Origin of the sequence: Chromobacterium sp., from assembly GCF_041912965.1 — a bacterium.
In the GTDB taxonomy this organism is placed as follows: domain Bacteria; phylum Pseudomonadota; class Gammaproteobacteria; order Burkholderiales; family Chromobacteriaceae; genus Chromobacterium; species Chromobacterium aquaticum.
Map to the genome: position 1 here is coordinate 181507 of NZ_JAYSGF010000001.1, position 18420 is coordinate 199926.

The following is an 18420-nucleotide window of genomic DNA, read 5'->3' on the forward strand; positions in this document are numbered from 1 at the left end:
GGCAAGCATGCTCAGTTGCGCGATTAAAGAATTATGGTTCGATAATCGCACAACTTTATCCATGCTCCGGCTAGGCACAGCCGGCAAAGGACAGTCGATGATAGATAAAACGGTAAGCACAGCCAGCACCGCCATTGCCGACATCCACGACGATGCCACGGTGATGATCGGCGGTTTCGGTGTCGCCGGGCAGCCGGCGGAACTGATAGACGCGCTGATAGATCACGGCGCGCGCAACCTCACCATCGTCAACAACAACGCCGGCAACGGCGAAACCGGCCTGGCCGCCTTGCTGCGCGCGCGACGGGTGCGCAAGATCATCTGCTCGTTTCCGCGGCAGGCTGATTCCCAGGTTTTCGACGCGCTCTATCACGCTGGCGACATTGAGTTGGAACTGGTGCCGCAGGGGAATCTGGCCGCGCGCATCCAGGCCGCAGGCGCCGGCTTGGGCGCCATCTTCACTCCCACCGGCTACGGCACACAGCTGGCCGCGGGCAAGGAAACCCGCCGCATCGACGGCCGCGACTATGTACTGGAATACCCCATCCACGCGGATTTCGCGCTGATCAAGGCCTGGCGAGGTGATCGCTGGGGCAATCTGCAATACCGCAAGACCGCGCGCAACTTCGGTCCCATCATGGCCACCGCCGCGCGCCAGACCATAGCCCAGATCGGCCAGCTGCTGCCCCTTGGGGAAATGGATCCGGAAAGCGTGGTGACGCCGGGCATCTTCGTCCACAAACTGGTTTGTCTGGCCGGTTCGAGCGCGGGAGGCCGCCATGAATAATCGTTTGAATCGCGAACAGATGGCGGCGCGGGTGGCGCGCGACATCCCGGAAGGCGCTTACGTCAATCTAGGCATAGGGCTGCCCACCCGGGTAGCCGACTACCTGCCGGCGGAACTGGATATCTTTCTGCACAGCGAAAACGGTCTATTGGGCATGGGGCCGGCTCCCGCGCCCGGCCAGGCCGATCCCGACCTGATCAATGCCGGCAAGGAGCCGGTCACGCTTCTGCCCGGCGGCTGTTTCTTCCACCACGGCGATTCCTTCGCGATGATGCGCGGAGGCCACCTGGACATTTGCGTGCTTGGCGCCTTCCAGGTGTCGCGGCATGGCGATCTGGCCAATTGGCACACCGGCGCGCCCGACGCCATCCCGGCGGTGGGCGGCGCGATGGACCTGGCCATAGGCGCCAAGCAGGTATTCGTGATGATGGAGCACCTGAACAAGCAAGGCCTGTGCAAGTTGGTGGAAAGCTGCAGCTATCCGCTGACTGGCATGGCCTGCGTGAACCGGGTGTACACCGATCTGGCGGTGATAGACCTCAGCGACGGCGAACTGCTGGTGCGCGAATGCGTGACCGATCTCAGCTTCGACGAACTACAGCGGCTGACGCCGGTGCCGCTACGGGATGCCCGTGATCAACATCAGGGAGAGACGCGATGAACTCCGCTTATATTTGCGATGCGATCCGCACCCCCTTCGGCCGCTACGGCGGCGGTCTGTCCACGCTGCGCGCCGACGACCTGGCCGCCCTGCCGCTGGCCGCGCTGCAGCGGCGCAATCCTGGCGTGGATTGGACGCAGCTGGACGATGTGCTCTACGGCTGCGCCAACCAGGCCGGGGAGGACAACCGCAACGTCGCGCGCATGGCCGCGCTGCTGGCTGGCCTGCCGCCGTCCACGCCGGCCAGCACCATTAACCGCCTGTGCGGCTCCAGCCTGGACGCCATCGGTCTGGCCGCGCGCGCGATCAAGAGCGGCGAGGCCGAGCTCTTGATCGCCGGCGGCGTGGAAAGCATGAGCCGCGCGCCTTATGTGATGGGCAAGGCCGGCAGCGCCTTCGCCCGCGATCTGCGCATGGAAGACAGCACCATGGGCTGGCGCTTCGTCAACCCGCTGCTGCGCGAGCGTTACGGCGTGGACTCGATGCCGGAAACCGCGGAAAACGTGGCCGAGCAATTCCGCATCTCGCGCGCCGATCAGGACGCCTTCGCGCTGCGCAGCCAGCTGCGCGCCGCCGCCGCGCAGGAAGCCGGCCGGCTGGACAATGAGTTGATGGAAGTGATGCTTCCACAACCCAAGGGCGAGCCGCTGCGCTTTGCCCGCGACGAGCACCCACGCGCCACCTCGCTGGAGGCCTTGGCCCGGCTCAAGGGCGTGGTGCGGCCGGACGGCAGCGTCACCGCCGGCAACGCCTCCGGCATCAACGACGGCGCAGCCGCACTGCTGCTGGCCGGCGAGACGGCGCTGAAACGCCATGGACTGACGCCGCACGCGCGGGTGCTGGCGATGGCTTGCGCCGGCGTGGAACCGCGCATCATGGGCATCGGTCCGGCGCCTGCGATACGCAAGGTCTTGGCGCTGGCCGGGCTGCGCCTGGAACAGATGGACGTGATCGAGCTGAACGAGGCCTTCGCCGCCCAGGCGCTGGCGGTGCTGCGCGAGCTGGGCTTGCCGGATGATGTCGAACACGTCAACCCCAACGGCGGCGCCATCGCGCTTGGCCATCCGCTCGGCGCCAGCGGCGCGCGGCTGGTGGCCACCGCGCTCTACCAGTTGCAACGTGGCGGCGGCCGCTACGCGCTATGCAGCATGTGCATAGGCGTCGGCCAAGGCATCGCGCTGATCATGGAGCGCGTCTGAGAACCTGTTTACGAGCCGAAGTTGCCGAATCGGTGCAAACCTTTTTCGTCTGGGTGGCGATGCCGGTACTGGTCGGCGCCGTGGCCTTGTTTGCGATGACGCGGCCGGCGCCTCGGCCTGCCGTTGCCGGCCCTTGAGCCTGACAACCGATTTGTCCGTGTAAAGTCTCGACAATCAAGCACTCAGCGATTCTTAAAAACCGCGCGATAGCGGACATTCAGTCCAGCGCGCCAAAGGAGGAAGCATGCCGTTGTTGAAACTGGCCAAACATCAGCTGCATTATCAAGTGGACGGTCCTTCGTCCGCTCCGGTGCTGGTGCTTTCCAACTCGCTGGGCACCACGCTGCAGATGTGGCAGCCGCAGCTGGCGGCGCTAAGCCGGCGCTACCGCGTGGTGCGTTACGATAGCCGCGGCCATGGCGCCAGCACGGCCACTGCTCGTTGCCGGCTGGCGGACCTGGGCGGCGATGTGCTGACGCTGCTGGATGCGCTGGATAGTGAGCGCGCCCACTTTTGCGGCCTCTCCATGGGCGGCCTCACCGGGCTGTGGCTGGGCGCTCATGCGCCGGAACGCTTGCTACGACTGGCAGTCTGCAATAGCGCCGCCAAGATAGGCGACAGCGAGGCCTGGCGGCAGCGCGCCGCGCAAGTGCGCAGCGACGGCATGGCCGCGTTGGCGGCCAGCGCGCACCAGCGTTGGTTCAGCGCCGATTTTTGCGCCCAGGCGCCGGATACCGTGGCGCAAGCGCGAGCCTGGCTGGCGCACTCCCCGCCGGACGGCTACGCCGCTTGCTGCGAGGCGCTGGCCGAGGCCGATCTGCGCGCGGACTTGCCGCGCATCGCCACGCCCACGCTGCTGATCGCCGGCGAGTACGATCCGGTCACCACCGTGGCGGAAGCGCAAACCATGGCCGCGGCGATGCCGAACGCCCAATGGCTTGCGCTGCCGGCGTCCCATCTGTCCAATCTGGAAGCGCCGCGCGCTTTCGAACAAAGCTTGCTGGCGTTTCTGGACGCGGACTGACAACGGACGCCGACGTCGCATTCACTTCGTCGAGGCGCTCTTCTGTCTCAAGCCTTCCAGCAGCGGCTCCAGCGCATCCAGCGCTTGAGCCAAGGCCTGCTCCGGCCGCTCGGCGCTGGCGGCCCAGGCCGCGGCCTCCACCAGTGCGCCATTGAGCAAACGCGCCAGCGCCTGCGGTTCCGCCGTCCTGATTTCCCCCGTCGTCATCAAGCCGCGCAGTCGCTCGGCGATGGCGGCCACGCATTGGCGCTGACCAGCCTGCACATAGTCGACGCCCAATACCGCCGGCGCATCGCGCAGCAGGATGCGCTGCGCCTCGGGTTCGGTAACCGCTTGCAGATAGGCGCGGCAGCGGCGCTTGAAGCCCTGCCATGGATCCGGCTCCGCGCTCTCCGCCGCCGCGAGACCGGCCTCGATCTCGGCGTCCAGTTGCCGCGCCACCGCCAACAGCAGCCCCTTCTTGTCGCCGAAGTGATGGTAGAGCGCGCCGCGCGTCACACCGGCCGCGGCGGTCAGCTCGTCCATCACCGTCGCCGCATAGCCGTCGGCGCCGAAGCTGCGCCGCGCTGACAGCAGCAGCCGGCACCGCGTTTCCTCCATGGTTTCGCTGCGTGTCTTGCTTTTCATTTCGCTCCCCTGTTTTCGCCCTGCCGTAGCGCCACAGTTGACATACGTGGCGTATGTCAATTAGTTTAACATACGTCGCGTATATTAAAATAGCGGATCAGGCGGGACTCGCGCTGTCCGCCACAAGGAAACCCGATGGCCAACCCTTATCTAAAGCTATTCTCCCACCCCGGCAGCCTGGCGTTCTCCGCCGCCGCCTGGGTGGCGCGGATGCCGATCTCCATGACCGGCATCGGCATCATCACCATGCTGTCGCAAACTTCCGGCTCCTACTGGTTGGCCGGCGCCGTCGCCGCCACTTTCACCTTCTCGATGGCGCTGCTGGCGCCGCAGGTGTCGCGGGCGGTGGACCGCTACGGCCAGCGCCGGGTATTACCTGCGGCCACCACGCTCAGCGTGACGGCGATGCTGGCGCTGTTGTTCTGCAGCTGGGCGCAATGGCCGGTCTGGACCTTGTTCGTCAGCGCCGCTCTGGCAGGCTGCATGCCCAGCATGTCGGCGATGTCCCGCGCGCGCTGGACCGAGATTTATCGCGGCACGCCGCAATTGCACACCGCGTTTTCACTGGAGTCGGTATTGGATGAAGTCTGCTTCATCGTCGGCCCGCCCATCGCCGTGGGCCTGAGCGTGGCGGCGTTTCCGCAGGCCGGCCCCCTGCTGGCCGCCGTCTTGCTGGCCGTCGGCGTCGCCGCCTTCTGCGCGCAAACCGGCACCGAACCGCCGGTGCACCCCGGAACCCAAGAACGGCGAGGCTCCGTCGCCGCCCTGGCCGGCATGCGGGTGCTGATCCTGGCGCTGGTGGCGCTGGGCGCCATCGCCGGCGCCGTGGACGTGATCAGCGTTGCCTTCGCCCAGCAGCAGGGACAGCCGGCGGCGGCCAGCATTGTGTTGTCGGTGTACGCGATAGGCTCTTGCCTGGCCGGCTTGCTGTTCGGCGCGCGCAAGGCCAGCATGCCGCTGGCGCGGCTCTTTGTCTGGGCGGCCGCCGCCACGGCGCTGGCCACCCTGCCCTTGCTGCTGGTCTCCAATCTATGGATGTTGAGCGTCGGCGTCTTGCTGGCCGGCGTGTTCTTCGCGCCCACCATGATCGTGGCCATGGGCTTGGTGGAGGAGATGGCGCCGCCGGCGCAACTGACCGAGGGCCTGACCTGGCTGATCACCGGCCTCGCCAGCGGCGTGGCGCTGGGCGCGGCGGCGACGGGATGGGTGGTGGACCATGTTGGCGTGCGCGCCGGTTTCGGCGTGACCCTGGCCGCCGGCGCGTTGATGGCCGTGATAGCGCTGGCCGGGCGGCGCCGGATAGCCCGCTCTTTGCAACAGAAAACGGCCTAGGCCGCCGGCATTGAACGGCAACGGCCGCCTCAACCCGCTCTTGCGGCGATGGCGGCCTGCGCCGACGGCGTTTGGCGGCCGACGATGGCCGGCGCCAGGCGAAGCAGGGTCTCATCTTCCAGCGCGGCCACCATGAAAAGGGCGAAGTCTGTGCGGCGGGTGAGATTGCTCTTCAACACGGCATCGCCTACATGCTCGCTCCACACAGGCAGACCCTGGCTAGCGCCCTCTTCCAGATTGCTGCCGCGCACCACGGTCCAGCGGGCGTCGCTGGCGAAGATCAGCCGGCAAGCCCGCACCTGATCCTCGATTTCACCGACGCGGAACAAGCGCAGCAGCCAGCCACCTATCGACACCGTCAGCCTGATGGATAGCGGGTAGACATCCAGGCCATCGCGGCTGATATGCCAACCACAGGAAAATATCAAGCGCGCGCTTGCCGGAGCGAAATCCAGCACCGCCTGGGCGGTAGCGGACGAATATTGCCTCATGCCCCAGGGCACCAGCACGGTCAGCACGCCGTCGCAGCCGGCCACCGCCCGCTGTATCAGTCGACGATCGTCGCTGGCGCCGGGCATGATGGCGATGCGGTCCTTGAAACGCTCCAGCTTGGGCACGCTGACAGCGCGGCAAACTGCGACAACCTGATAACCTCGATCCAGCGCATGTTGAACCATGTATTGGCCCAGCTTGCCCGACGCGCCGATGATGCAGATTTTCTTCATGGTCACCCCTTGTTGAACTGGAAAACCGGCCAGCTAAATGGCGCGCACTCCCGCCGCAGATACCGTTCAGATAAACCCATGGCAGCGTGAGCGGCGTCCTGCCCTACTCCGCCATCGCCTCCTCGCGCGGCAGCAGCTCGCGCAATAAGCGCCGGATCAGGGCCAGCTCCTCGGAGCGGTCCTCGCGCCGCACGCTCATGATCAGCGGCGAGACCAGCCCTTCATCCGCCAGCGGCCGGTACACCACATCGTCGCGACGCAGCCGCAGCACGCTGGCCGGCACCACGCACACGCCCATGCCGGCGGCCACCAGGCCCAGCGCCGCCTGCAATTCGCGCACCTCCAGCAAATAGGCCGGTTCCAGCGCGCGCTGGCGGAAGGCGGCCAGCACTTGGTCGGCGTAGCTGGGCCGCGGCTGGCGCGGGTAGATCAGCACGGTTTCTTCGGCCGCGTCACGCAATAGCAGCGGCTCGGCGCGCTGCGCCAGCGGGTGTTCCAAGGGCAGCGCCAGCCACATCGCCTCCTCGGCCAGGATTTCGCGCTCGACATTGGGGTCGTCGAACAACAAGCGCCCGAAGCCGACGTCGATGCGGCCGGCCTTCAAGGCCTCCACCTGCTCCAAAGACGTCATTTCCAGCAGGGACAGCTGGGTGTCGGCGTGAATGGCGCGAAAACGGCGTATCACCTCCGGCAGCGGCCGGTACAGCGTGGAGCCGACATAGCCGATCACCAGTTGGCGGCGCGCCAGCGCGATCCGGCGCGTCATCGCGCGTATGCCCTGGGCCTGGGTCAGCAGATTGCGCGCCTGGTCGTAGAAAAACCGGCCGGCCTCGGTCAGTTGCAGCGGCCGCTCGCCGCGGTCCAGCAGCCGCAGCCCCAATTCCTCCTCCAATTGCTGAATCTGCCGGCTCAATGGCGGCTGCGCGATATGCAGCCGTTCCGCCGCGCGGGTGAAGTTGCGCTCCTCGGCGACGGCAACGAAATAGCGCAGGTGGCGCAGTTCCATCCTTGATACCTCACAGGTATGAAAACAGACAAAAACGGTGTTGGACCGTCGCTAGCACAGGCTTGCATGATATCCGAAACCACGGGAGCGCAGCCTTGATACCTGAAACCACGATAGAAGCGGTGGAGACCATCCTGGTCGACCTGCCCACCATCCGCCCGCACCAGCTGTCGGTGGCCACCATGCGCAGCCAGACGCTGGCCCTGGTGCGCATTCGTTGCCGCGACGGGCAAGAGGGCTGGGGCGAGGCCACCACCATAGGCGGGCTGCAGTACGGCGAGGAAAGCCCGGAAAGCGTCAAGACCAATATCGATCACCACCTCGCCCCGCTGCTGCGCGGCGAGGACGCCGATGCCTTCGCCAGGCTGTTGCGCACGCTGCGCCGCAGCGCCCGCGGCAACCGCTTCGCCAAGTGCGCGCTGGAAACTGCCCTGCTGGACCTGCGCGCGCGGCGATTGGGCGTGCCCTTGAGCGAACTGCTGGGCGGCCGCGTGCGCGACAGCCTGCCGGTGGCCTGGACCCTGGCCAGCGGCGACACCGGCCGCGATATCGCCGAGGCCGAAGCCATGCTGGAGCTGCGACGCCACCGCGCGTTCAAGCTGAAGATAGGGCTGCGCGCGCCGGAGGACGACGTCGCCCACGTGCTGGCGATCCGCCGCGCGCTGGACGGCCGCGCCGGCGTGCGCGTCGACGTCAACCAGGCCTGGAGCGAGATGCAGGCGGAACGCGCCATCGCCCAATTGCAGGATGGCGGCGTGGAGTTGATCGAACAACCGGTGCCGCGCGAGCACCCGGCCGCGCTGGCGCGGCTGGCGCGGCGTTTCGTCGTTCCCATCATGGCGGACGAAGCCCTGCACGGCCCGGTGGACGCCAACCTATTGGCGCGCCTGGACGCCGCCGATGTGTTCGCCGTCAAGATCGCCCAATCCGGCGGCCTGTTCGCCGCGCGCCAGGTGGCGGACATCGCCGCGGTCAACGGTCTGGGCCTGTACGGCGGCACCATGCTGGAAGGCGGCGTCGGCACCATGGCCTCGGCCCAGTTGTTCTCCACCTTCGACCGGCTGGACTGGGGCTGCGAGCTGTTCGGCCCGCTGCTGCTGACCGAGGAATTGCTGACCGAGCCGCTGCGCTACCTCGATTTCGAACTGCAGCTACCCTCCGGCCCCGGCCTGGGCGTGCGGCCGGACCCGGACAAGCTGGCCGCCTTGCGCCGCGACCGCAGCGCGCCGCGGCTGCACGCGGTCTGAACCCAAGGAGAAAACCATGCTGTTTCATGTGGAAATGCAAGTAAACCTGCCGCACGACCTGGACCCGGAACGGGCGGCGGCCTTGAAACTGGACGAGCGCGAACGCGCGCAGGCGCTGCAGCGCAGCGGCCAGTGGCGGCACCTGTGGCGGCTCAGCGGTCAGTACGCCAACATCAGCGTGTTCGACGTCGCCGACGCCGAAGAACTGCACCAACTGCTGTCCAGCCTGCCGCTCTTTCCCTTCATGCGCATCGCGGTCCGTCCGCTGAACCGGCATCCGTCCAGCATCCACGCGGACGATCGCTGAACCGCTGGCGGCGGCCCACAACCATAACATCCCGCCCCAGCCCCACCACCAAAGGAGAAACGCCAATGGAACGCGCCGACATCGACGCCCTGCTGCAACGCTTTGACCAGGCCGCCATCGCCGATGGCAATCCGCGCACTCGCGCCATCGTCAACCGCCTGCTGCGCGAGTTGTTCTACACGATAGAAGACTTCGACATCCAGCCGTCGGAGTTCTGGAGCGCGGTGGAACTACTGGCCGAAGCCGGCCGCAGCGGCGAACTGGGACTGATCGTGCCCGGCCTGGGGCTGGAACACTATCTGGATTTGCGCGCCGACGAGGCCGAGCGCCGGGCCGGCCTCAGCGGCGGCACCCCGCGCACCATAGAAGGCCCGCTCTACGTGGCCGGCGCGCCGCTGTGCGAATGCGAGGCGCGGCTGGACGACGGCAAGGACGACGGCGAGCCCTTGTTCATGCGCGGCCAGGTGCTGGACAGCGCCGGCCAGCCGGTGCCGCACGCGCTGGTTGAGGTGTGGCACGCCAACAGCCTGGGCAATTACTCCTACTTCGACAAGACCCAGAGCGACTTCAACCTGCGGCGCAGCATCCGCACCGACGCGCAGGGCCGCTACCGCTTCCGCAGCATCATGCCCTGTGGTTACAGCGTGCCGCCGCAGGGCGCCACCGACCGGCTGCTGGAACAGTTGGGCCGCCACGGCCACCGCCCGGCCCATGTGCACTTCTTCGTTTCCGCGCCGGGCTTTCGCAAGCTGACCACCCAGATCAACATCCAGGACGACCCCTATCTGTGGGACGACTTCGCCTTCGGCTCGCGCGAAGGGCTGGTGCCCGATATCGAGCGCGTCAGCGCGCCGGAGGAATTGCGCCACAGCGGCGTGAGCAAGCCCTTCGCCCGCATCGAGTTCAACTTCACCCTGCACCGCGCAGCGGCGCCGGCGCCCTCCTCCGAGGTCAGCCGCGCCCGCGCCCAGGCCTGATGGACTGACTGTAACCGCGGCCCGCCGCCCGGCGCGGCGGGCCCGCCGGTACGCAGAATCTGTTCAAAGTCTAAGGACATTACGATGAGCACAACCTTCCGCAGCACGGAACAATGGCGCAGCTTCGTCGGCGGCTGCCTGGACTTCCGCCCGGCCGACGGCGTTTACCGCATCGCCCGCGAGATGTTCACCGACACCCAGCTGTTTGAGCTGGAGATGGAGCTGATCTTTGAAAAAGTCTGGATCTACGCCTGTCACGAAAGCGAGATCGCCGAACCCAACGACTTCATCACCCTGCAGGCTGGCCGCCAGCCGCTGATCGTCAGCCGCGACGGCAACGGCGTCCTGCACGCGCTGGTCAACGCCTGCCAGCACCGCGGCGCCACCCTCACCCGCTTGTGCAAGGGCAAGCAATCCACCTTCACCTGCCCGTTCCACGCCTGGTGTTACAAGAACGATGGCCGTCTACTCAAGGTCAAGGCGCCGGACGAATATCCGGCGGATTTCGACAAGGCCGGCCGTTCGCTGAAACGGGCGCGCATCGCCAGCTACAAGGGCTTCGTCTTCGTCAGCCTGGATCTGGACGGCGCCGACTCGCTGGAAGACTACCTGGGCGACGCCAAGCTGTTCTTCGACATGATGGTGGCGCAAGCGCCAGACGGCGAGCTGGAAGTGCTTCCGGGCAAGTCCAGCTATACCTATGACGGCAACTGGAAGCTGCAGAACGAAAACGGCCTGGACGGTTATCACGTCAGCACCGTGCATTACAACTACGTGGCCACGGTGCAGCATCGTCAGGAAGTCAACCGCCAGCAAGGCGCGGCCAACGCCGCCACGCTGGACTACAGCAAGCTGGGCGCCGGCGACGCCGCCACCGACGACGGCTGGTTCTCCTTCCCCAACGGCCACAGCGTGCTGTTCAGCGACATGCCCAATCCGGCGGTGCGCCCCGGCTACGCCAGCATCATGCCGCGGCTGGTGGCCGAGCACGGCCAGGCCAAGGCGGAATGGATGATGCACCGGCTGCGCAACCTCAATATCTACCCCAGCCTGTTCTTCATGGATCAGATCAGCTCCCAGCTGCGCATCATCCGTCCGCTGGCCTGGAACAAGACCCTGGTGCAGAGCCAGTGCCTGGGCGTCAAGGGCGAATCCGCCACCGATCGCGAAAACCGCATTCGTCAATTCGAGGACTTCTTCAATGTTTCCGGCATGGGCACGCCGGACGACCTGACCGAATTCCGCGAGGCTCAGCGCGGCTTTCAGGCCAGGCTGGAGCGCTGGAGCGATATCTCGCGCGGCCACCCGCGCTGGCGCGAAGGCGCCACGCCCAATAGCGAGACACTGGGCATCAAGCCCTGCCTGACCGGCACCGAGATCACTCACGAAGGACTGTACGTCAACCAGCACAGCGCCTGGCGGCAATTCCTGCTGCAAGGGCTGGAGCGGCGCGGCGCCGACGGGCAAGGAGTCGAGCGATGAATAGCGAACTGCAATACCGGGTGGAACAGTTTCTCTACCGCCACGCCGAGCTGTGCGACACCCAGGACTGGGACGGCTACCTGGCGCATTACGCGCCGGACTGCGAATACCATGTGCCGCAATGGGACTCCGAGCATGTGCACACCACCGATCCCAAGCGCGAAATGTCGCTGATCTACTACGCCAGCCGCGCCGGCCTGGAGGACAGGGTATTCCGCATCCGCACCGGCAAGTCCGCCGCCTGCACCCCGCTGCCGCGCACCCTGCATCAGGTGAGCAATATCCGCGTGCAGGCGCGCGACGACGGCTTGCTGGAGGCGCGCGTCAACTGGGCCACTTTCTACACCCGCTTCGGCGAGACCAGCTATTTCTACGGCCGCGCCAGCTACCGGCTGGCGGAGCATGGCGACAGCTGGCTGATCCGGCGCCAGCACGTGCTGTTGCTGAACGATACCGTCAACGCGGTGTTGGACTTCTACCACCTCTGAGAGCGGAAAACCGAAATGCATCAAGTGGCTTTGAATTTTCTCGATGGCCATACCCTGTTCCTGGAGGCCAAGCCAGGCGAACTGCTGCTGGATGCCGCGCTGCGCCAGGGCATCAAGATTCCGATGGATTGCCGCGAAGGCGTGTGCGCCACCTGCCGCGGCCGCTGCGACCGCGGCGACTACAGCCAGGACTATGTCGATTCCGAGGCCTTGTCCGCGGCGGAACTGGCGGAACGTCGGATACTCTCCTGCCAGACCCGGGTGTTGTCCGACGCCGCCTTTTCCTTCGACTTCGATTCCAGCCTGTGCCGCAGCGCGCCGCCCTCCCGCATCGCCGCCGTGGTCAGCCGGGTGGAGCCGGTATCGGACAGCAGCGCCATCCTGTGCCTGGACGCGTCCGCCGCCGATGGCGCGCTCTCCTTCCTGCCCGGCCAGTACGCGCGGCTGCGCGTGCCTGGCGGCGAGCAATGGCGCGCCTACTCCTTCGCCCACGCGCCCGGCGCGGACAAGCAGCTGCGCTTTCTGGTGCGGCTGCTGCCGAATGGCGCGATGAGCAATTATCTGCGCGACGGCTGGCGGACCGGCGACCGCATTGAGCTGGAGGCGCCGCTGGGCAGCTTCTATCTGCGCCACATCGACAAGCCGGTGCTGATGCTGGCCGGAGGCACCGGCTTGTCCGCCTTTCTGGGCATGCTGGATCAGTTGGCCGAACAAGGCGGTTGCGGCCAGCCGGTGACTTTGTTCTACGGTGTCAACCGCGAAGGCGATCTGTGCGAACTGCCGCGCTTGCGCGGCCTGGCAGAACGGCTGCCCGGCTTTGTCTGGCATCCGGTGGTGATGAAGCCGGGAGAACACTGGAGCGGCAAGCGCGGGCTGATCCCCGAGCAGCTGGACGCGGACGCGCTGCGCGCTCAGGCCGCCGATATTTATCTATGCGGCCCGCCGCCGATGGTGGACGCGATGCGTGACTGGCTGCGCCAGCACGGCTGCGAACATCTCACACTCTACCTGGAGAAGTTCGCCGACAGCGGCGGCTGAATGGCCGCCAAGGCCTGGACCGTGCATGCGCCCAGGCCTTGCCCGCCCGCCACGCTTACTTCTTCATGAACGGCGCGAAGAAGGCCTCGGGCATTTCGGTGGGAAAACCCTTGGCGTCGCTGGGGCGCAGGTCGGACATATCCGGCTGGAAGTCATAAGTCTTCTGCCGGCGCTGTTGGTCCTGGTGTACCGCCACCTGCTTATCCACCGCGGACTTGATCGCGCTCATCTGGTCCAGCATCTGGCGGCCTACATCCTGCACATTGCCGATCAGGTTGCTGGCATTGCTGCCTGAGGCGATGGACATATCCGGCACCGCGTTCAGAAACGGTTCCGCCATCTTGCTGCCGGCGTTCTGGCCATATTGTTGAGCGGCATTGCACGCCTTGAGGATCTCCGCTGGGTCGATCATGTTTTCTGCGGCCTTGGTCATGGTGTTTCCTTTCAGTGGGTGATGACACGAAACAAACAGCGGCAGAGAGGCTCTGGCCCCTCGTCAGCCGCCTTGCGGACAACGGAAAGACTGGATCAGCCCGGACCATAGCGGCGACGGCGAGGACAGCGACTGCCATTCGATGCGCACCGAGCCCAGGCTGCCCTGGTACAGGCGCTCGCGCCGGTCCGCCGCGCCCCCCACGCCGCGGCCGGCGTCGAAGAAGCGGAATAATGCCCACGGGCCGTCGTATTGCAAGGTATTGACGCGGCCGTCCACCGACTTCATCTGCAACCGTATCGCCAGTTTCTGGCTCTGCCCGTTCCAGTCCACCCGCTGCGGCGTGGTGGCGCCATGGGCGAAGCGCAGCGTCTGGCCGGCCAGGTCCAGCTGCGCCTCGGCCAGCTGCGAGTCCATGTCGAGGAAGCGCAACACCGTGGACACGCGCAGCCGGCCGCTGTCATCCAGCATCGTGTCGCGGATGCGGCTGGCGCTTTCATAGGCGCCGATCAGCGCCGGGCTGAGCAGTGCTTGTTTGCCGCCGTCCACGCTGCGGGCCTTCCACGGCACCGAGGCCGTGTCGACATAGGTGGCCAAGTGGTCGCGGAAATACACCGCCATCGCGCCTTGCAGCGCGAACAGCCGCTCGAAGCCTTCGACGCTGGCGTCCGCGCCGGCGCCGCGGCGGAAGGGATAACGACTGCTCAGACCCTGGTCGCAAACACCGCGGGTGGCGCCGGCCGCGCCCCGGTTCAGCACCGCCTGGGTCTGACTGGAGGTGGCGGCGCTGCCATTGTTGATCAGGTCCAGCATGATGCCGCGCACCGGTTCCGGCTGCAGGCCGGCGTCGCCGCGCAGCTTGGTGAACACGTCGTATTGCGCGGGCAACACCTGGCCGGTCTGCAGGGCGCCGTTGACCAGGCCCAGCTGGCGATACAAGGAATCGAACAAGCGCGCCAGCGGGTTGTTGCCGGCGTTGTCGTTGTTTTCCAATTGCCGGGCTATCTGGCGCAAGGCCTGGAAGTGTTCCTCCACCACCTGTTCCGGCAGCATCGTGGTGCGATAGCGCTCGCCGCTGATTTCGCCTATCAGTGTGCGCCGGCTTTTTTCCAGCCGCGATTTCTGCCTGTCTATCCAGCTATCCATGCCGCCATCGTAGTTGCCGGTCAACATGGTTTCGCGGCCGGCGAAGCGCAGCAGATTGGCCAGTGGCGATTGTGAGTTCATCAGCGCGGCCGCCAATTGCGCGGCATCGCCCAGACCCGTGACGGCGCGCACGCTGACATTGCCCAGAAAGCTTTGCCAGGCGGTGATGTAGTCCTGCAGGTATTGGCTGCGCGCGCTGTCGGCCAGTTTCTGCACCAGGCTGTCTATTTCAAAACCGTTTCCGCGCAGCGGCTCGTTGTGCAGCACCCAGCTCTGCTCTTCCAGCATCGCGCGCGCGCCGGTTTCCAGCCGCGGCAGAAAAGCGTTGCTATAGCCGGCGCGGGTATACCAGCCGGAGATCGCGGCGTCGGTGTCCGGCGTATTGTTGCGCAGCCGCAGGCTGATCGCCGAGCCGAAGCCGGCGGCGCGCGCCAGCGAGATGTCCTGAATCTGCGCCGGCAGGCCTTGCTCGCGGATATGATTGAGCACCCGGGTCACCACCGGGATCTGCGCGGCGCGCGCGCGCGCGGTCTGCACCAGGCTGGCGTCTTCCGGCGTCGCGGGCAGCTCCGGCAGCGTGATCAGCGCGCGCGCGTCGGCGATCAGCAGGCGTTTGTCCTCTTCGTTGTATTGTCCTTCGGACAAGGCTTCCCAACGATTGGCTATCCAGCGCTCCACCGCGTCGGCGGAACGATATTGCGGCCGGCACAGCATCAAATAGACCTTGAGCGTCAGGAAGATATCGCCGGGGCTGCCTTGGTTCTGCGCCTGCAAGGTGCGCTTCAGTTCGTTGTGCAGTTCCGGCATCAGCGTTTTCTGCAGATGGCGCCGATAAGTCGCGGCGGCGGTGTCCGCCACGCGGCGGTGCTCGAAAAACGGCGTGCCCAAGCCGCGCTCGGCGCTTTCCGCCTGCGCCTGGGCGTAGCGCATCTGCGCGGCCACCGCCAGCAGCGGAGAGCCGGCGCCCTGCACGCTGCCAGCCTGCTCGCGCGCCAGCGTCTTGCTCTCGTTGAACTGCGCCCAGAGATAGTCCAGATAATGGCGTTCAGCGGAATAGCCCCAGGCCATCCAGCCCAACAGGATCATGGCCAGCGTCGGCACCGGCGCCCAGCGCAGCGCGTTCAGCGCCCTCCGCTTCCATGACCGCGCCGCCGGCTGCGGCGGCTGCTCCCGAGCCAGCCGCTCGGCGGCGCTGAGGTTTTGCTCCATCAACTGCCGCTCCAAGCCAAGTTGCCGCAGCAATGGCGTCCACAGTTCGCCCAAGGGCCGGGTCGCCGGGTCGGGACCGTCGATCTCGATGTCCGCCACCTCCGCCACCGAGCCCAGCCACAGACCGCGCAAACGGGCGGCATCCTCCTCGCCGTCGCGGGCGAACAAGGGCGGCAGCAAGGCCGACAATGCCAGCCGCAATCGTCCCAGCGTTTCCACGAAACGCAACTGGGCATGATTGACCGCCGCCTCGCCGGCCAGCGGCGCGGCGAACAGCACCTGGCGCTGCACCCGCTGCTCCAGGCGATGCAGGTCGTCGTCCCAGCCGCCTTCCGCCTCCAGCGGCAAGGAAAACCCGATGCCGCGGCTCCAGGATTCCGGCTTCATCAAGCCCAGCAACGCCATCGCGCCATCCAGACGATCCAGCCTGGTCAGCGCCAAGTAGACATTGGGGCAGCGCCCCAGGCCGTCGCGCAGCTTGAGCAGATGCTGCCGCAAAATCGTCGCCACTTGTTGCCGACGCTTGGCCGCCATCGTCAATAGCTCATCGCCGCCAATGCACAGCACCACGCCGCTGACGCAGAGCCGGCCACGCAATGCCAACAAGCCTGCCAGCAGTTTGTTCCAGGCGGCGGAGGCGGCGGCATCGTAGCCGTCGCTCACATTCCACTGGCCCTGGGTGTCGAGCCAGACCGCGTCCGCGCCCAGCCGGAAATCCAGCCCCAAGCCCTGACCTATCGTCATGGCCTGCGGCGCGCCGTCGCGCAGCGACCAGTCCAGCAAGCTGCTTTTGCCGCTGCCGCTCACACCCAGCAAGAGGTAGCATGGCAGTGGCGCGCCGTCGCGACGGCTCAATTGCTGCTGCAACTGCCGCAAGGTATCGTCGATGTAATCGGGTGGAGCGGGCTCCGGCTCGGGCTCCGGCGGTGGCTTGGGCGCGCGCCTGAGCGAGCGCGGCGCGGCCAGCAAGCGGGCCCAGAGCCGGCACAGCAACGGCCAGAAACCCCAGAGCAAGACTGCCGCCACCAGAATCTGCCGCAGCAGCAGCCAACCCAGCGGCCGATAAACCCCGATGGAAATCAAGGGCCCCACCCACCAGATCGTCAGCGCGATCAATACCGCGATCAGAATACGCAGGCTATGCCGGATCATGGCTGTTGCTCCTTGGCGCCGAGACCGAACGGCTCCGGCCCGCCGGCGGTATCGGGCGGCGGAGCGGCGGCGTGGCCGGAACTTGCCGCCGACGAAGCTTGGCCGCCCCCCAGGGAAATGCCGGCCACCTTCCACAGCACATCGACGCGCCGATTACGCGCATAGGCCTCCGGCGTGCGCGCCGCATCCAGCGGCGCGCTTTCGCCAAGGCCTGAGGAATCGATACGGCGCGCCTTGGCGTTGTCGGGCGCTTGCGCGCCGCCGGCGACGGCGGTCTGGCGCAGCATGTCGGCCACCGAGCGGGCGCGCGCTTCCGACAGCCGTTGATTATTGGGAAACGCGCTGGTCTGGATAGGCACGCGGTCGGTATGGCCTATCACTTCCAAATCCCCCGGCCATGGCGCGAAGGCCTGGCCCAACCGCACGATGTTCTTCTGAAACGACGCGCGCACTTCGGCCTTGCCGACATCGAAAGCGCCGTCGCTGCGGAAGATCAGCAGCCAGCCCTGCGGATGTTTATAGGCCACCAGCCAGCCTTCGGACAGCAGTTGCGGCAACGGTGGCGGCAAGGCGGTGGCCAGGTTGATGGCCCGCGCAGGCGGGGTCCAGGCCGCCAGCGCCTCGCGCAGACGCCGGCCCTGCTGGTCCAGGCTGGCCGTGGCCAGGCCATAGGTCAGCGCGGTGGCCGCCAGCGCGATGACCGCCACGCGCCAAGGCGTCAGCCAACGCTGTTTCGGCGGCGGCGGCTCGGGGGCCGGCGTCACCGCCGGCGGCGTGATCAGTCCGGTGCCCAGCGGGGCCGGCTCTTGCTGGCGCCATATCGTCGCGTGCAGTTGTGAACGCAAATCCTGCAGCAGCACCTCGCCGCGCTCCAGCACCCGATAACGCCCCTGCCAGCCCAGCGCCAGCACCAGCTCGTACCAGGCCAGCAGCTGCAAGGGAGGCGGCTCGTGACGCAAGCAGCGCTGCAGATCGGCGAATGCGTCCTCGCCGCCCCAGGCATCGTCGTGGAATTCCACCAGCAAGCTGCGTTCGCCGTCATAAGGCTGCTGGCCGGCGCCGCGCGCCGCGTCGTTGCAGATTTCATCCAGATAAGTGCACAGCAGATAGCTGGCGTCCTGTGCCTGCTGCCATTCGCAGCCGGCGCTGCCCAGGCGTTCGCGAAACAGCTTGAGCTCCAGGCCCAGCTGCGCGCGAATCTGCAGCTGGCTTTCCGCGGCCTCCAGCATGCGCCGCAGTTGCAGCACAGCCGGCATGGCGTGGGAGATAAAGGGATTGTCCCAGTGCGCCAGTTGCTGGCCGGCCTTGAACAGCGCGGCCCGCGCGCCCGCTCGCTGATAGACCAGCATCGCGCCGTCCGCTTCGCTTTCCGCGCCGCTAGTGTCCGCCAGCGATGGCGCGGCGGAAGCCGGCTCCAGCGCGGGCTCCGGAACAGCCGGCTCCTGCTCCGCGTCCTGAATGTCCGCTTGCGATCCGGGCATCAGCAAGGGCAGGTTTTCCAGCTGGCGGCGCATGGCGCTCTCCATCATGGAGCTGTTCAGATGCGCGGAGGAGGCTCGCCGGAAAATCGAAGAAAAATT

The 18420-nt window shown here is 66.7% G+C and carries 17 protein-coding genes; 11 read left to right on the plus strand and 6 right to left on the minus strand.

All coding sequences use genetic code 11. The annotated features are described in order from the left end of the window. The first annotated feature begins 97 nt into the window (after positions 1–97). The 4 genes from ACE3QM_RS00895 (at position 98) to pcaD (ending at position 3671) form a co-directional block, all read left to right on the plus strand. Entirely contained in the window at positions 98–787 is a 690-nt protein-coding gene (locus ACE3QM_RS00895; protein ID WP_374419566.1) for a 3-oxoacid CoA-transferase subunit A, read from the plus strand. Next, entirely contained in the window at positions 780–1448 is a 669-nt protein-coding gene (locus tag ACE3QM_RS00900; protein WP_374419568.1) for a 3-oxoacid CoA-transferase subunit B, read from the plus strand. Before ACE3QM_RS00895 ends, ACE3QM_RS00900 begins: the two co-directional genes overlap by 8 nt. Then, a complete protein-coding gene (pcaF, locus tag ACE3QM_RS00905; protein ID WP_374419570.1) occupies positions 1445–2647 on the plus strand; it encodes a 3-oxoadipyl-CoA thiolase in 1203 nt (400 codons plus the stop codon). Before ACE3QM_RS00900 ends, pcaF begins: the two co-directional genes overlap by 4 nt. Positions 2648–2891: 244 nt before the next feature. Further along, positions 2892–3671, plus strand: coding sequence for a 3-oxoadipate enol-lactonase (pcaD, locus tag ACE3QM_RS00910; RefSeq protein WP_374419572.1), 780 nt, complete (start codon positions 2892–2894; stop codon positions 3669–3671). A gap of 21 nt (positions 3672–3692) precedes the next feature. Here pcaD and ACE3QM_RS00915 read toward each other — a convergent pair whose 3' ends face one another. Continuing rightward, a complete protein-coding gene (locus tag ACE3QM_RS00915; RefSeq protein WP_374419575.1) occupies positions 3693–4298 on the minus strand; it encodes a TetR/AcrR family transcriptional regulator in 606 nt (201 codons plus the stop codon). A gap of 135 nt (positions 4299–4433) precedes the next feature. Here ACE3QM_RS00915 and ACE3QM_RS00920 point away from each other — a divergent pair, with 135 nt between their 5' ends. After that, complete coding sequence (locus ACE3QM_RS00920; RefSeq protein ID WP_374419577.1) at positions 4434–5630, plus strand: MFS transporter; 1197 nt, start codon at positions 4434–4436, stop codon at positions 5628–5630. Between the two features lie 29 nt (positions 5631–5659). On the opposite strand, the gene ACE3QM_RS00925 is transcribed toward ACE3QM_RS00920, so the two are convergent. Beyond that, positions 5660–6355 (minus strand): NAD(P)-dependent oxidoreductase, encoded by a 696-nt coding sequence (locus ACE3QM_RS00925; RefSeq protein ID WP_374419578.1) that lies wholly within the window; start codon positions 6353–6355, stop codon positions 5660–5662. Between the two features lie 103 nt (positions 6356–6458). Continuing rightward, entirely contained in the window at positions 6459–7361 is a 903-nt protein-coding gene (locus ACE3QM_RS00930) for a LysR family transcriptional regulator (RefSeq protein WP_374419580.1), read from the minus strand. Between the two features lie 95 nt (positions 7362–7456). Here ACE3QM_RS00930 and ACE3QM_RS00935 point away from each other — a divergent pair, with 95 nt between their 5' ends. The 6 genes from ACE3QM_RS00935 (at position 7457) to antC (ending at position 12900) form a co-directional block, all read left to right on the plus strand. Continuing rightward, positions 7457–8608, plus strand: a complete 1152-nt coding sequence (locus ACE3QM_RS00935) for a muconate/chloromuconate family cycloisomerase (protein ID WP_374419582.1) — start codon at positions 7457–7459, stop codon at positions 8606–8608. 16 nt (positions 8609–8624) lie between these two features. Next, a complete protein-coding gene (gene catC / locus ACE3QM_RS00940) occupies positions 8625–8915 on the plus strand; it encodes a muconolactone Delta-isomerase (protein ID WP_048411609.1) in 291 nt (96 codons plus the stop codon). A gap of 65 nt (positions 8916–8980) precedes the next feature. Beyond that, complete coding sequence (gene catA, locus ACE3QM_RS00945) at positions 8981–9892, plus strand: catechol 1,2-dioxygenase (protein WP_374419585.1); 912 nt, start codon at positions 8981–8983, stop codon at positions 9890–9892. A gap of 84 nt (positions 9893–9976) precedes the next feature. Continuing rightward, a complete protein-coding gene (gene antA, locus ACE3QM_RS00950; protein WP_374419587.1) occupies positions 9977–11374 on the plus strand; it encodes an anthranilate 1,2-dioxygenase large subunit in 1398 nt (465 codons plus the stop codon). Then, positions 11371–11862, plus strand: coding sequence for an anthranilate 1,2-dioxygenase small subunit (gene antB, locus ACE3QM_RS00955; protein ID WP_374419589.1), 492 nt, complete (start codon positions 11371–11373; stop codon positions 11860–11862). Before antA ends, antB begins: the two co-directional genes overlap by 4 nt. A gap of 15 nt (positions 11863–11877) precedes the next feature. Beyond that, on the plus strand, positions 11878–12900 hold the full coding sequence (antC, locus tag ACE3QM_RS00960) for an anthranilate 1,2-dioxygenase electron transfer component AntC (protein ID WP_374419590.1): 1023 nt from the start codon (positions 11878–11880) through the stop codon (positions 12898–12900). Between the two features lie 55 nt (positions 12901–12955). Here the strand turns inward: antC and ACE3QM_RS00965 are convergent, their stop codons facing one another. From ACE3QM_RS00965 to icmH, 3 genes are all read right to left on the minus strand, one after another. After that, positions 12956–13333 carry a DUF6277 family protein gene (locus ACE3QM_RS00965; RefSeq protein ID WP_197081551.1) on the minus strand — a complete coding sequence of 126 codons (378 nt, stop codon included), beginning with the start codon at positions 13331–13333 and terminating at the stop codon, positions 12956–12958. A gap of 63 nt (positions 13334–13396) precedes the next feature. After that, positions 13397–16840, minus strand: a complete 3444-nt coding sequence (gene tssM / locus ACE3QM_RS00970; RefSeq protein ID WP_374419593.1) for a type VI secretion system membrane subunit TssM — start codon at positions 16838–16840, stop codon at positions 13397–13399. Beyond that, entirely contained in the window at positions 16837–18354 is a 1518-nt protein-coding gene (gene icmH / locus ACE3QM_RS00975; RefSeq protein ID WP_374419595.1) for a type IVB secretion system protein IcmH/DotU, read from the minus strand. Before icmH ends, tssM begins: the two co-directional genes overlap by 4 nt. Between the last annotated feature and the right edge of the window lie 66 nt (positions 18355–18420).

Coding starts and splice junctions, on each gene's coding strand:
- ACE3QM_RS00895 (WP_374419566.1), top strand. CDS start 98: ATGATAGATAAAACGGTAAGCACAGCCAGCACCGCCATTGCCGACATC.
- ACE3QM_RS00900 (WP_374419568.1), top strand. CDS start 780: ATGAATAATCGTTTGAATCGCGAACAGATGGCGGCGCGGGTGGCGCGC.
- pcaF (WP_374419570.1), top strand. CDS start 1,445: ATGAACTCCGCTTATATTTGCGATGCGATCCGCACCCCCTTCGGCCGC.
- pcaD (WP_374419572.1), top strand. CDS start 2,892: ATGCCGTTGTTGAAACTGGCCAAACATCAGCTGCATTATCAAGTGGAC.
- ACE3QM_RS00915 (WP_374419575.1), bottom strand. CDS start 4,298: ATGAAAAGCAAGACACGCAGCGAAACCATGGAGGAAACGCGGTGCCGG.
- ACE3QM_RS00920 (WP_374419577.1), top strand. CDS start 4,434: ATGGCCAACCCTTATCTAAAGCTATTCTCCCACCCCGGCAGCCTGGCG.
- ACE3QM_RS00925 (WP_374419578.1), bottom strand. CDS start 6,355: ATGAAGAAAATCTGCATCATCGGCGCGTCGGGCAAGCTGGGCCAATAC.
- ACE3QM_RS00930 (WP_374419580.1), bottom strand. CDS start 7,361: ATGGAACTGCGCCACCTGCGCTATTTCGTTGCCGTCGCCGAGGAGCGC.
- catC (WP_048411609.1), top strand. CDS start 8,625: ATGCTGTTTCATGTGGAAATGCAAGTAAACCTGCCGCACGACCTGGAC.
- catA (WP_374419585.1), top strand. CDS start 8,981: ATGGAACGCGCCGACATCGACGCCCTGCTGCAACGCTTTGACCAGGCC.
- antA (WP_374419587.1), top strand. CDS start 9,977: ATGAGCACAACCTTCCGCAGCACGGAACAATGGCGCAGCTTCGTCGGC.
- antB (WP_374419589.1), top strand. CDS start 11,371: ATGAATAGCGAACTGCAATACCGGGTGGAACAGTTTCTCTACCGCCAC.
- antC (WP_374419590.1), top strand. CDS start 11,878: ATGCATCAAGTGGCTTTGAATTTTCTCGATGGCCATACCCTGTTCCTG.
- ACE3QM_RS00965 (WP_197081551.1), bottom strand. CDS start 13,333: ATGACCAAGGCCGCAGAAAACATGATCGACCCAGCGGAGATCCTCAAG.
- tssM (WP_374419593.1), bottom strand. CDS start 16,840: ATGATCCGGCATAGCCTGCGTATTCTGATCGCGGTATTGATCGCGCTG.
- icmH (WP_374419595.1), bottom strand. CDS start 18,354: ATGCGCCGCCAGCTGGAAAACCTGCCCTTGCTGATGCCCGGATCGCAA.